This window comes from Mycobacterium bohemicum DSM 44277, from assembly GCF_001053185.1.
In the GTDB taxonomy this organism is placed as follows: domain Bacteria; phylum Actinomycetota; class Actinomycetes; order Mycobacteriales; family Mycobacteriaceae; genus Mycobacterium; species Mycobacterium bohemicum.
The window spans coordinates 55,516-68,644 of the sequence record NZ_CSTD01000005.1 but is presented as its reverse complement, the minus strand read 5'-3'; the positions used below and the strand labels follow the sequence as shown (position 1 = coordinate 68,644).

Here is a 13,129-nt window from a genome sequence, read left to right as displayed (position 1 = left end):
ATCGCGTGGCACGTGCGGGCGAGCGATAAGGCATGGGTAGCCCACGGGGGCTGGTCGCGCGCATCGAGCGCAGGCTTGAGGTGACCGTCGACAATGCTTTTGCCCGGGTGTTCGGGGGATCGGTTGTCCCGCCCGAGATTGAAGCCCTGCTTCGGAGGGAAGCCGGGGACGGCGTCCGCACGCTCGACGGAAATCGCATTTTGGTCCCCAACGAATACATCATTACCCTCGGTAGGCACGACTTTGAGAAGGTGGCCGCCGACCCGGATCTGACGTCGGACACTTTTGCTCGGTACTTGACGGACTACATCTACGAAAAGGGGTGGCAAACGTATGGTGAGGTCGTTGTCCGGTTCGAGCAGTCATCGGAGCTGCACACCGGTCAGTACCGCGCCCACGGTGCTGTCAACCCCGATTTGCCGCCCCGCCCGGCGGTTATGGATCCCGTCCGGCCACAATCACATCATGCGTTCGGCGCAGAACGAGGAGTAGCAATGACTGATAACTCGAGCTACCGCGGGGGTCCGGGGTCGGGGCGGCCCGGTGACGAGTATTACGACGAACGCTACGGGCGTCCGCAGGACGACCCCCGCGGCGGTCCGGAGCCCCAGGGCGGATATCCGCAGGAGCCGGGCGGCTACCCGCCCCCGCAGGGCTACCCGCCGCCCCGGCACCCGGATCAGGGCGGCTACCCCGAGCAAGGCGGCTACCCCGAACACCAGGGTGGCTACCCGGAACAGGGCGGCGGCTACCCCGAGCAGGGGCAAGCGGGATACCAGCAGCAGGGCGGCTATCCGCCGGCGGGTGGCTACCCCCCACCGGGTGGATACCAGGACCAGCGCGGCTACCCCGAGCAGGGGCAAGGTGGATACCCGCCGCCGTATGACCAGCGGCCGGTCGCCCCGGGCTACGGCGGTCAGGCCGGCGGCCAGGGCGGGGCGCAGGGGTACGACCAGGGTTACCGCCAAGGCGGCGGTTACGGCCCGCCGCCCGGCGCGCAGCCCGGCGGCGGTCCCCAGGGTTACGGCGGCGGATACGGCGACTATGGCCGCGGGCCGGCAACGCAGCAGGAGGCCGGCTACGCCGCCCCGGCACCCCCTGCGCCGCCGGAGCAACGACCCGGCTACCCCGAGCAAGGTGGCGGGTACGACCAGGGTTACCAGCAGGGCGGGGGATACGGCCGCCAGGACTACGGGCAGGGCGGTGACTACACCCAGTACGCCGAATCGGTCCCGGGCGGATACCCCCCGCAGGCCGGCGCGTACGGCGAGACCGCCAACCGCGACTACGAGTACGGGCAGCCGGCCGACTACGGCCAGCCCGCCGACTACGGCCAACCGGCCGACTATGGGCAACCGGCTGCCGACTATGGCCAGCCGGGTGCCGGGTACGGCGGTTACGGCCAGGGCGGTTACGGGTCGGCCGGTGCCACGGTCACCCTGCAACTCGACGACGGCAGCGGACGCACGTACCAGCTCCGCGACGGCTCCAACATCGTGGGTCGCGGACAGGACGCCCAGTTCCGGTTGCCCGACACCGGCGTCTCACGCCGTCACCTGGAGATCCGCTGGGACGGCCACGTCGCGTTGCTCACCGATCTCAACTCGACCAACGGCACGACCGTCAACAACGCCCCGGTGCAGGAGTGGCAGTTGGCCGACGGTGATGTCATCCGTCTGGGCCACTCGGAGATCATCGTCCGCATCCACTAAATCCGCGGGCCCACCGCTGCCGTGCTTCGCCCCGTGTAGACCGCCGTCCAAGTATCGTGACGTTGCCCATGTGGTCGCCGTCACGGCTGCCGGGGACGCTGCCGGGGACGGGGAGCCAGGACCGAAAGGACGCCAGATGCAGGGACTAGTACTGCAACTGACGCGTGCCGGATTCTTGATGCTGCTATGGGTATTCATCTGGTCCGTCCTGCGGATCCTGCGGACGGACATCTACGCACCCACCGGGGCCGTCATGGTGCGCCGCGGCCTGACGTTGCGCAGCACCCTGCTGCCGTCGCGCCAACGTCGGCACGTCGCGCGCTACCTGGTGGTGACCGAGGGGTCGTTGGCGGGTGCGCGGATCACGCTCAGCGGACAGCCGGTTCTGATCGGAAGGGCTGACGATTCAACCGTGGTGCTCACCGACGATTACGCCTCGACCCGGCACGCGCGGCTGTCTCAGCGCGGCTCGGAATGGTACGTCGAGGATCTAGGATCGACCAACGGCACTTACCTCGACAGGGCGAAGGTGACGACTGCGGTACGAGTTCCGATGGGGACGCCGATCCGGATCGGCAAGACGGCGATCGAGTTGCGCCCGTGAGCCTGGTCCTGCGATATGCCGCACGAAGCGATCGCGGCCTGGTACGCGCCAACAACGAAGACTCGGTGTACGCCGGTGCGCGGCTGCTCGCCCTGGCCGACGGCATGGGCGGCCATGCGGCCGGCGAGGTCGCCTCCCAGCTGGTGATCGCCGCCCTGGCCCATCTCGACGATGACGAACCGGGTGGCGATCTACTCGCCAAGCTGGACGCCGCGGTCCGTTCCGGGAACGCGGCCATCGCCGCTCAGGTCGACGCCGAGCCCGAGCTGGAAGGCATGGGCACCACGCTCACCGCGATCCTGTTCGCCGGTGACCGCATCGGGCTGGTGCACATCGGCGACTCGCGCGGCTATCTGCTGCGCGACGGCGAGCTCACCCAGATCACCAAGGACGACACCTTCGTCCAAACACTGGTCGACGAGGGCCGGATCACCCGCGAGGAGGCACACAGCCACCCGCAGCGGTCGCTGATCATGCGGGCGCTGACGGGCCACGAGGTCGAACCGACGCTGACCATCCGCGAGGCCCGCGCCGGCGACCGCTACCTGCTGTGCTCGGATGGACTCTCCGACCCGGTGAGCGACGAAACCATCCTCGAGGCGCTGCAGATTCCCGACGTCGCCGAGGCCGCCTACCGGCTGATCGAATTGGCCCTGCGCGGCGGGGGCCCCGACAACGTGACCGTCGTGGTCGCCGACGTCGTCGACTACGACTACGGCCAGACGCAGCCGATCCTGGCCGGCGCGGTTTCGGGTGACGACGACCACATGACCCTGCCCAACACCTCCGCCGGCCGGGCATCGGCCATCAGGCCGCGCGAAGAGGTGGCCAAACGCGTACCGGCGCAAGAGGAACCGTCGACCCCGGCGCGGTGGTCGCGGCGCCGGATGGCGATCGTCGTCACGCTGGTGGTCCTGCTGGTGCTGGCCGGCCTGGCCATCGGCCGGGCGATCATCCGCAGCAACTACTACGTCGCCGAATACAACGGCACGGTGTCGATCCTGCGGGGCATCCAGGGATCGCTGCTGGGCATGTCCCTGCACGAGCCCTACCTGGTCGGCTGCCTGGACGCCCGCGGCGCCCTGTCGGTGATCAGTTCCAAGGACGCCGGCGGTCGCCTCAACTGCCACCTCATGCAACTGCAGGATCTGCGCCCCGCGGCGCGCGCCCAGGTTCAGGCCGGCCTTCCCACCGGAACGCTGGACGACGCCATCGGACAGCTGCACGAGCTGTCATCCAACTCGCTGCTGCCCCCCTGCCCACCGCCGCGTGCGACCTCACCGCCTGCCACCCCCGCCCCGGCGAGCACCAGCGCGACACCCGAACCGAGCGTCACCACTTCGCCGTCGTCCACCAACCCTCCTTCGGCCGGCGCGACGCCGACCTCCGCCAACCCGCCCGGCGGCCCCGCTCCCGCCACCACAGCTACGACGACTCCGACGACCCCCACGACTCCCCCGTCTACGGCCGCCCTGGCGCCGCCTGAGCCTCAGCCGGGCGTCGACTGCCGAGCGGTGGCATGACCACGCAGCTCCAGCCGCCGGTGGCGGTCACCCCCCCACTGCCCACTCGCCGCAACGCCGAGCTGCTGCTGCTGTGCTTCGCCGCCCTGATCACCGTCGCCGCGCTGCTCATCGTGGAGGCCAATCAGGAACGCGGATTGCACTGGAAGCTGGGTGGTTTCGGGCTCGCGTTCCTGCTGATCTTCACGTGCGCCCACCTGGCCATCAGGCGTTTCGCCCCCTACTCCGACCCGGTGCTGCTACCGGTGGTGGCCCTGCTCAACGGACTCGGACTGGTGATGATCCACCGGCTCGACATCGTCACCAACCGCTTGGGCGGCCGCCATCACCCCAGCGCCACCCAGCAGATGCTGTGGACCGTCGTCGGCGTCGCCGCGTTCGCGCTCGTCGTCACCTTCCTGCAGGATCATCGGCAGCTGGCGCGCTACGGCTACGTCTGCGGGGTCACCGGGCTGGTGCTGCTGGTGATTCCCGCGCTGCTTCCGGCGTCGCTGTCCGAGCAGAACGGCGCCAAGATCTGGGTGCGCTTCCCGGGCTTCTCCATCCAGCCCGCCGAATTCTCCAAAATCCTGCTGCTGATCTTCTTCTCGGCTGTGCTGATCGCCAAGCGCCGCCTGTTCAACAGCGCCGGCAAGCACGTCATGGGCATGACGCTGCCCCGGCCGCGCGACCTCGCCCCACTGTTGGCGGCCTGGGCGATATCGGTGGGCGTGATGGCCTTCGAGAAAGACCTCGGGACTTCACTGCTGCTCTACGCGTCGTTCCTGGTGGTCGTCTACCTCGCGACGCAGCGCTTCAGCTGGGTGGTCATCGGGTTGGTGCTCTTCGCGTTGGGAAGCGTTGCGGCGTACTACATGTTCGCCCATGTACGCGTTCGGGTGCACACGTGGTGGGACCCGTTCGCCGATCCCGACGGCAGCGGATACCAGATCGTCCAGTCGCTCTTCAGCTTCGCCACCGGCGGCATCTTCGGCACCGGCCTGGGTAACGGCCAGCCCGACACCGTGCCCGCCGCGTCGACCGACTTCATCATCGCCGCGTTCGGCGAGGAGCTCGGGCTGGTCGGGCTGGCGAGCATCCTGATGCTCTACACGATCGTCATCGTCCGCGGGCTGCGCACCGCGATCGCGACCCGCGACAGCTTCGGCAAGCTGCTGGCCGCGGGTCTTGCCTGCACCCTCGCCATCCAGCTGTTCATCGTGGTTGGCGGTGTGACGCAACTGATTCCGCTCACCGGGTTGACCACGCCGTGGATGTCCTACGGCGGGTCGTCGCTGCTGGCGAACTACGTGCTACTGGGGATCCTGGTGCGGATCTCGCACAGCGCCCGCCGCCCGCTGCGCACCCGGGCGCGCAACAAGTCGTCGATCGCGGCGGCCAAGACCGAGGTCATCGAGAAGGTATGAACGCCTCCCTCCGCCGGATCTCGGTGTCCGTGATGGCGTTGATCGTCCTGCTCTTGCTCAACGCCACGATGACGCAGGTGTTCGCGGCCGACGGCCTGCGCGCCGACCCGCGCAACCAGCGGGTCCTGCTCGACGAGTATTCGCGGCAGCGCGGCCAGATCGTCGCCGGCGGCCAACTGCTGGCCTATTCGGTGGCCACCGACGACCGTTTCCGTTTCCTGCGGGTCTACCCCAACCCCTTCGTGTACGCGCCGATCACGGGTTTCTATTCGCTGCGCTACTCCAGCACCGGCCTCGAGCGGGCCGAGGACCCGCTGCTCAACGGCTCCGACGAGCGGCTGTTCGGGCGCCGCCTCGCCGACTTCTTCACCGGCCGCGACCCGCGGGGCGGCAACGTCGACACCACGATCAACCCGCGCGTCCAGCAGGCCGGGTGGGACGCCATGCAGCAGGGCTGCGGCGGGCCCTGCAAGGGGGCCGTCGTGGCCCTCGAACCCGCGACCGGCAAGATCCTGGCCCTGGTGTCGTCGCCGTCGTACGACCCGAATCTGTTGTCGTCACACGATCCGGAGGTGCAGGCCCAGGCCTGGCAGCGGCTGCGTGACGACCCCGGCAACCCGCTGACCAACCGCGCCATCTCCGAGACCTATCCGCCCGGTTCGACCTTCAAGGTGGTCACGACCGCGGCGGCGCTGGAGGCCGGCGCCACCGACTCCGAGCAGCTCACGGCCGCGGCCTCGATCCCGCTGCCCGACAGCACGGCCACGCTGGAGAATTACGGCGGGTCGACCTGCGGCAACGGCCCGACGGTGTCGCTGAAGCAGGCGTTCGCGCTGTCGTGCAACACCGCATTCGTGCAGCTCGGCCTGCTCACCGGGGCCGACGCGTTGCGCAACATGGCGCACTCGTTCGGCCTGGACAGCACGCCCGGGGTGATCCCGCTGCAGGTGGCGGAGTCGACCGTGGGGCTCATTCCGGACGCGGCCGCGCTGGGGATGTCGAGCATCGGCCAGAAGGACGTCGCCCTCACGCCGCTGGAGAACGCCGCGATCGCGGCCACGATCGCCAACGGCGGGGGGATGATGCAGCCCTACCTGGTCGACAGCATCAAGGGACCGGACCTGGCGAACATCAGCACCACCGCGCCCTACCAGCAGCGCCGCGCGGTGTCGCCGCAGGTCGCCGCTAAGCTAACAGAGCTGATGGTCGGCGCCGAGAAGGTCGCACAGCAGAAAGGGGCCATTCCCGGCGTGCAGATCGCATCCAAAACCGGTACCGCTGAGCATGGGACCGATCCGCGGAACACTCCGCCGCACGCGTGGTACATCGCCTTCGCGCCGGCAGAGACACCGAAGGTGGCCGTCGCGGTGCTGGTCGAGAACGGGGGGGACCGGCTGTCCGCGACCGGAGGTGCGCTGGCCGCGCCGATCGGACGGGCCGTGATCGAGGCCGCGTTACAGGGAGGACGATGAGCCCGCGAGTTGGGGTGACGCTGTCTGGCCGCTACCGCCTGCAGCGTCTGATCGCCACCGGCGGCATGGGCCAGGTGTGGGAGGCCGTGGACAGCCGGCTGGGCCGGCGCGTCGCGGTCAAGGTGCTCAAGCAGGAGTTCAGCCAGGACCCGGAATTCATCGAGCGCTTCCGCGCTGAGGCCCGCACCACCGCGATGCTCAATCACCCGGGCATCGCCCAGGTTCACGACTACGGCGAGAGCCAGCTGGACGGGGAGGGCCGGACCGCCTATCTGGTGATGGAGCTGGTCAACGGCGAGCCACTGAACTCGGTGCTGAAGCGGACCGGACGGCTCTCGCTGCGCCACGCGCTGGACATGCTCGAGCAGACCGGCCGGGCGCTGCAGGTCGCGCATTCCGCCGGCCTGGTGCACCGCGACGTCAAGCCGGGCAACATCCTGATCACTCCCACCGGCCAGGTGAAGATCACCGACTTCGGCATCGCCAAGGCCGTCGACGCGGCGCCGGTAACCCAGACCGGGATGGTGATGGGCACCGCCCAGTACATCGCCCCCGAGCAGGCGCTGGGCCACGAAGCCCCCCCCGCCAGCGACGTCTACTCGCTGGGAGTCGTTGGCTACGAGGTGGTTTCGGGCCGCAGGCCGTTCACCGGCGACGGTGCGCTGACGGTGGCCATGAAGCACATCAAGGAGCCCCCGCCGCCGCTGCCCGCCGAGTTGCCGCCCAACGTGCGCGAGCTCATCGAGATCACGCTGGTGAAGAACCCCGCGATGCGCTACCGCAGCGGCGGGCCCTTCGCCGACGCCGTCGCCCCCGGCAGCCCGCTGCTCGGGCTGATGCTGCCGTACTCCCCCGTCCACCACCTGCTGCTCGCACCCGTGCCCGACGAGTCGGCGCCGGTCCCCGACGCGCTGGTGCTGACCAGCGCCAACCGCTCCGACGAGCCGATCTGCTTCACCGACGACGATGCGGCGCACCGGCTTCCGCCGCTGTGCGACTCGGTGCTCGACAACAACCGGCCGATCCACGTGCCGTGCGACGACTCGGTGGTGCGCGTCCTGGAAGGCCGCGAGTTGCCGATCCGCCGGTCGCGCGGCTACGCGCCGCTGCCGATCGATGTGGGCGTCCAGGGCCCGCCGGTGCTCGCCGTCGGCGGGGAACTGAAGAACACCTTCTGCCTCACCGACGGGTCGCGCGCCTACCTGTCCGGGCACATCGGCGACATGGGCACCTGGGAGACGCTGCGCGCGTTCGAGCGCGCCGTCGGCCAGCTCAGCGGGATACGCGGCGGCGCAACGCGGCTGGCCGCCGATCTGCACCCCGGCTACCACACCCGCGGCTGGGCCGAGCGCCACGCCGGCGACCGGCCGCTGGACCTGGTCCAGCACCACCACGCGCACGTGGTGTCGCTGCTGGCCGAGCACGGCCGCGTCGGCGAACCGATCGTAGGGGTGTCCTTCGACGGCACCGGCTACGGCTGCGACGAAACCATCTGGGGCGGAGAGATTCTCCGGCTCGGCACCGACAGCCACCGCTTCGTGCGCGCCGGTCACCTGCTGCCGGTGCCGCTGCCCGGCGGTGACGCCGCGGTGCGCAACCCGTGCCGGATGGCGCTGTCGCAGCTGTGGGCGGCCGGCATCGACTGGACCCCCGACCTGGCACCGGTCTCGGCGGCCACGCCGGACGAATTGCGGCTCCTGCGTTCGCAACTGGACAGCGGCGCCGGCTGCGTGCCGTGCTCCAGCATGGGCCGGCTGTTCGACGCCGTCGCCTCGTTGCTGGGCGTGCGGCACCGCATCGACTACGAGGGCCAGGCCGCCATCGAACTCGAGGCGCTCGCCGAGTCGGCGGGGCGACCGCTGCCGTCGCTGCCCCTGACGGTGCGCGCCGACGGTGTGATCGACCCCGCCAGCCTGGTGCAGGCGCTGGTGGCCGCCCTGCGGTCCGGAGCTCGGCCGGCGGCGCTGGCCGCGGCTTTCCACGAGACGGTCGCCGGTGCCGTCGCCGAGGTGGTCACGCGGGTGGCCGGGCCGGTCCGGCTGGTGGGGCTGACGGGCGGGGTGTTCCAGAACGTACTGTTGCTGCGCGGGTGCCGTGACCGGCTGGAGCCGGCGGGATTCGAGGTGCTGACCCACCACCGGGTGCCGCCCAACGACGGCGGGCTGGCGCTGGGCCAGGCCGTGGTCTCGATGCTGGCCGCGCGGGAGGTGGGCTGACCGGATGACGAGCACGGCGATCGATCGCGGGTTGAGCGCCGAATTGGCCGAGGAGCTCGCTGCGGCGGCGTTCACGCTGGCCAGGCGCTTCGCCGCGGGCGCCACCATGTGGTCCATCGCGCCGGGCCGCGAGCCGCACGCCATGCACATCGCGGTCGAGTTCGTGCACCCGGTGATCATGGGCAAACGCGCGCTGCCTGCGGTGGCCCTGACCGGACCCGACCTCGTCGACGTGGTGCGGGTGTCGGCGCGGCCCGGCGACATCGTGATCGCGGTGGCCGGCGCCGACGACGCGCAGGTGCGCTCGGTGATGCGCCGCGGCCCGCGCCCAGCCGGACGGTGGCGGCCCGCCGAACCGGCCCGTCCACCGGGCGCTCCCGTCCCCCGGCCCGGCGGACGTTCTCGTCGGGCCAGCGCGCCCTGCTGTGGGCGGCCGGCGTCCTGGGTGCGTTGGCGATCATCATCGCGGTGCTCATCGTCATCAACTCGCGCACGGACACCGAGCAGCAGGCACCCACGGTCACCCAGACCACGCCGCCTCCCGCGGGGGGGCCGACGACGAACACGCCCACCGGCTTCGGGACCGGCCGGGGCCTGCGCCTCGAGTGGACGAATCGGCACCCGGCGGGTAAACCTCGATTGCACGGCGAACCCGCCGCGTCCGGCTGGGCGATCCCGGGGGAGCCCAGCACGCTACCGGCCAGGCACGAGATACCCCGATGACGACGCCCCAGCACCTGTCCGACCGCTATGAACTCGGCGAAATCCTCGGTTTCGGGGGCATGTCCGAGGTTCACCTCGCGCGCGACGTCCGGTTGCACCGCGATGTCGCGGTCAAGGTGCTGCGCGCCGACCTGGCCCGCGACCCCAGCTTTTACCTGCGGTTCCGGCGCGAGGCACAAAACGCGGCGGCCCTGAACCACCCGTCCATCGTCGCGGTGTACGACACCGGCGAGGCCGAGACGCCCGCCGGCAAGCTGCCCTACATCGTGATGGAGTACGTCGACGGCGTCACCTTGCGCGACATCGTGCACACCGACGGCCCGATGCCCCCCCGGCGCGCGATCGAGATCATCGCCGACGCCTGCCAGGCGCTCAACTTCAGCCACCAGAACGGCATCATCCACCGCGACGTCAAGCCGGCCAACATCATGATCAGCTCCACCAACGCGGTCAAGGTGATGGACTTCGGCATCGCCCGCGCGATCGCCGACAGCGGCAACAGCGTCACCCAGACCGCGGCCGTGATCGGCACCGCCCAGTACCTGTCGCCCGAGCAGGCCCGCGGCGACACCGTGGACGCCCGCTCCGATGTGTATTCGTTGGGATGCGTGCTCTACGAAATCCTCACCGGGGAGCCACCTTTCACGGGGGATTCGCCCGTCGCGGTCGCCTACCAGCACGTGCGCGAAGACCCGGTGCCCCCGTCGCAGCGGCACGAGGGCATCTCCGCCGATCTCGACGCCGTGGTGCTCAAGGCCTTGGCCAAGAACCCGGAGAACCGCTACCAGACCGCGGCCGAGATGCGCGCCGACCTGGTTCGGGTGCACAACGGGGAGCCCCCCGAGGCGCCCAAGGTGCTCACCGACGCCGAGCGGTCCTCGCTGCTGGCCTCCGGCTCCGGCGGTCGCGGGGGAGTGCGCACCGACCCGTTGCCGCGCCAGGTCCTGGACACCTCCGACGGCGACGAGACCGCTCGTTCGGTGAGCCGCTGGATCGGGGTGGTCGCCGTGCTTGCGGTGCTGACGGTGGTGGTGGTCATCGCCTTCAACACCTTCGGCGGCAGCACCCGCGACGTGCAGGTGCCCGACATGCGGGGCCAGGTGTCCGCCGACGCCATCGCCGCGCTGCAGAACCGCGGCTTCAAGACACGGACGCTGCAGAAGCCCGACTCCACGATTCCGCCCGACCACGTGATCGGCACCGACCCGGCGGCCAATTCGTCGGTGGGGGCGGGCGACGAGATCACCATCAACGTCTCCACCGGGCCCGAGCAGCGCGAGGTGCCCGACGTGTCCTCACTGAGCTACAGCGACGCGGTCACCAAGCTCAAGGCCGCGGGCTTCAGCAAGTTCAAGCAGAGCACCTCGCCGTCCACTCCGGAGCTGCTGGGCAAGGTGATCGGCACCAATCCACCGGCCAACCAGACGTCCGCCATCACCAACGTGATCACCGTCGTCGTCGGCTCCGGGCCCGAGACCAAGCAGGTGCCCGACGTCGCGGGCCAGACCGTCGACGTCGCGCAGAAGAACCTCAACGTCTACGGGTTCAGCAAGTTCAGTCAGACGGACGTGGACAGCACCAGGCCCGCCGGCGAGGTGATCGGCACCAATCCGCCCAAGGGACAGACGGTTCCGGTCGACTCAATCATCGAGATCCAGGTGTCGAAGGGCAACCAGTTCCTGATGCCCGACGTCACGGGGATGTTCTGGACGGACGCCGAACCGCGGTTGCGCGCCCTGGGATGGACGGGCGTGCTGGACAAGGGTCCCGACGTCGACGCCGGTGGGTCCCAGCACAATCGGATCGTGTTTCAGAACCCGCCGGCCGGCACCGGCTGCAACCGTGACGGCATCATCACGCTGAAGTTCGGTCAGTAGTCGCCTGCTCGGCCGGGAAATACGGCCGCACCGCGGCGCGAACCTCGTTCTCCAGCCGGCGGATCAGCGTGTCGTCGCGCGCCCATCCCGCGTCGGCGAGCCAGTTCGCCAGCATCCGGTGGCCGCCTTCGGTCAGGATCGACTCGGGATGGAACTGGACGCCGTGAATCGGCAGCTCGACGTGCCGCACGGCCATGATCACCCCGCTGCGGGTGCGGGCCGTGATCTCCAGCGTGGGCGGCAGCGACTCCGGCAGGATGGTCAGCGAGTGGTAGCGGGTTGCGGTGAAGGGATCCGGAAGCCCTTGCAGCACACCGACATTGGTATGGAACACGCTACTTGTCTTGCCGTGCAACAACTCCGGCGCACGGTCGACCGTCGCGCCGAACGCGACGCCGATGGCCTGGTGGCCCAGGCAGACACCGAGCAGCGGGGTGCGCTCCGCCGCGCACGCGTGGACCAGGCTGATCGACGCGCCCGCGCGCTCCGGCGTGCCCGGCCCCGGGCTGAGCAGCACCCCGTCGAATTGCGCGGCGATCCCGGCCGCCTCGCCGAGCCGCGGGTCGTCATTGCGCCAGACGTCGGCCTCGACGCCGAGCTGGCCGAGGTACTGCACCAGGTTGAACACGAAGCTGTCGTAGTTGTCGACGACCAGGATCCGCATCGTGCCAGGGTACCGTCCGCGCCGCTGCGGTGATCGGGCTCAGTACCCCACGGGGCCGGCGGGCTGCGCGTACTGCAGCCGAACGGGTTCGGAATGGCCGACGATCTGCACGTCGGACTTCACCTCTTCGCGATACCCGAGGCCGAAACGGATCACGTACTGCTTGTAGAGGTTCACCAGGGGAGCGGCGGCCAGGGCGGCCTGCATTGCGCCGGCGTCGCCGATCGCGGTGATCGTGTAGGGCGGGCTGTAGGTCCGTCCGTTGAGGAGCAGCGTGTTTCCGACGCACCGCGGCACCGAGGTCGCGATGATCCGCTGGTCCTGCATCTGGATGGCCTCGGCGCCGGCGCTCCACATGGCGTTGAGCACGGCTTCGATGTCTTGCTGGTGCACCACCAGGTCATCGGGGGAGGCGTCGCGCGGGAAGCGGCCGTTGGCGTCACGCCGGGCGTCCTCGAGGGTCACCACCAGGGCCGGGCCGTGGACCGGGTTCATCTCCGCCTCGTCGGCCAGTTCGGCCGACCGCCGCAGCATCGCGGCCAGGGCGGCGTCGGGCGAGCGGCCGTGCGTCGCATCGATCTTGCCCGCCAGTTCGTCGCGCCGCGCGTTCAGCCGATTGACCGACGCCTGCGCTTCCCGGACGAGGTCCACCAGCCGGGGGGCGTCGCTGCGGCGGATCTCGGCGCCGCCGGACACCCCGTGCGTGGCGGCGAGCAGCAACCCCGCCAGCAGGCACACCACGGGCACCCCGAGCCGCCACGCCGAACGGCGCGTGTCGCGTCGGTCGCTCATCGGCTCTCCATTTCCTGGTCACCACGCCAGGTGGGTTAGGCTCATAGCCGGGCTATCCCGTCTGGTGCGTGTAGCCGCCTGTCGTTATCGTTGCACCCCCGTCCCGCCAAGCGTGTTGTTCAGGGAATCCCGAGGTACCA

9 protein-coding genes and 3 pseudogenes are annotated in these 13,129 nt (G+C 70.0%); 10 read left to right on the top strand and 2 right to left on the bottom strand.

Going from position 1 to position 13,129, the window contains the following annotated elements; all coding sequences use genetic code 11:
- Window positions 1–32 precede the first annotated feature (32 nt).
- The 10 genes and pseudogenes from BN971_RS20185 (at window position 33) to pknB (ending at window position 11,533) form a co-directional block, all read left to right on the top strand.
- A complete protein-coding gene (locus tag BN971_RS20185; protein WP_085179779.1) occupies window positions 33–1,712 on the top strand; it encodes an FHA domain-containing protein in 1,680 nt (559 codons plus the stop codon).
- 136 nt (window positions 1,713–1,848) lie between these two features.
- Window positions 1,849–2,316 (top strand): FHA domain-containing protein FhaB/FipA, encoded by a 468-nt coding sequence (locus BN971_RS20180; protein WP_085179780.1) that lies wholly within the window; start codon window positions 1,849–1,851, stop codon window positions 2,314–2,316.
- Window positions 2,313–3,839 (top strand): PP2C family protein-serine/threonine phosphatase, encoded by a 1,527-nt coding sequence (locus tag BN971_RS20175; RefSeq protein ID WP_085179781.1) that lies wholly within the window; start codon window positions 2,313–2,315, stop codon window positions 3,837–3,839. The genes BN971_RS20180 and BN971_RS20175 overlap by 4 nt, the downstream gene beginning before the upstream one ends.
- Window positions 3,836–5,245 (top strand): FtsW/RodA/SpoVE family cell cycle protein, encoded by a 1,410-nt coding sequence (locus BN971_RS20170; RefSeq protein WP_085179782.1) that lies wholly within the window; start codon window positions 3,836–3,838, stop codon window positions 5,243–5,245. The genes BN971_RS20175 and BN971_RS20170 overlap by 4 nt, the downstream gene beginning before the upstream one ends.
- A complete protein-coding gene (gene pbpA, locus BN971_RS20165; protein WP_090350518.1) occupies window positions 5,242–6,717 on the top strand; it encodes a D,D-transpeptidase PbpA in 1,476 nt (491 codons plus the stop codon). Before BN971_RS20170 ends, pbpA begins: the two co-directional genes overlap by 4 nt.
- A pseudogene (locus BN971_RS25400) lies at window positions 6,714–7,529 on the top strand (serine/threonine-protein kinase); the annotation flags it as partial. The gene pbpA and the pseudogene BN971_RS25400, both read left to right, overlap by 4 nt.
- A gap of 24 nt (window positions 7,530–7,553) precedes the next feature.
- Complete coding sequence (locus BN971_RS25395; RefSeq protein WP_249262759.1) at window positions 7,554–8,933, top strand: Kae1-like domain-containing protein; 1,380 nt, start codon at window positions 7,554–7,556, stop codon at window positions 8,931–8,933.
- Window positions 8,934–8,937: 4 nt separating this feature from the next.
- Window positions 8,938–9,258, top strand: a pseudogene (locus BN971_RS26020) (hydrogenase assembly protein HupF); the annotation flags it as partial.
- Between the two features lie 5 nt (window positions 9,259–9,263).
- Window positions 9,264–9,656 (top strand): annotated as a pseudogene (locus BN971_RS26015) (serine/threonine protein kinase); the annotation flags it as partial.
- Window positions 9,653–11,533 (top strand): Stk1 family PASTA domain-containing Ser/Thr kinase, encoded by a 1,881-nt coding sequence (pknB, locus tag BN971_RS20145; RefSeq protein ID WP_085179785.1) that lies wholly within the window; start codon window positions 9,653–9,655, stop codon window positions 11,531–11,533. The pseudogene BN971_RS26015 and the gene pknB, both read left to right, overlap by 4 nt.
- Here the strand turns inward: pknB and BN971_RS20140 are convergent.
- A complete protein-coding gene (locus BN971_RS20140) occupies window positions 11,511–12,197 on the bottom strand; it encodes an aminodeoxychorismate/anthranilate synthase component II (RefSeq protein ID WP_085179786.1) in 687 nt (228 codons plus the stop codon). The two genes, pknB and BN971_RS20140, sit on opposite strands and share 23 nt — an antisense overlap.
- A gap of 39 nt (window positions 12,198–12,236) precedes the next feature.
- A complete protein-coding gene (locus BN971_RS20135) occupies window positions 12,237–12,989 on the bottom strand; it encodes a DUF881 domain-containing protein (protein WP_085179787.1) in 753 nt (250 codons plus the stop codon).
- Window positions 12,990–13,129 lie beyond the last annotated feature (140 nt).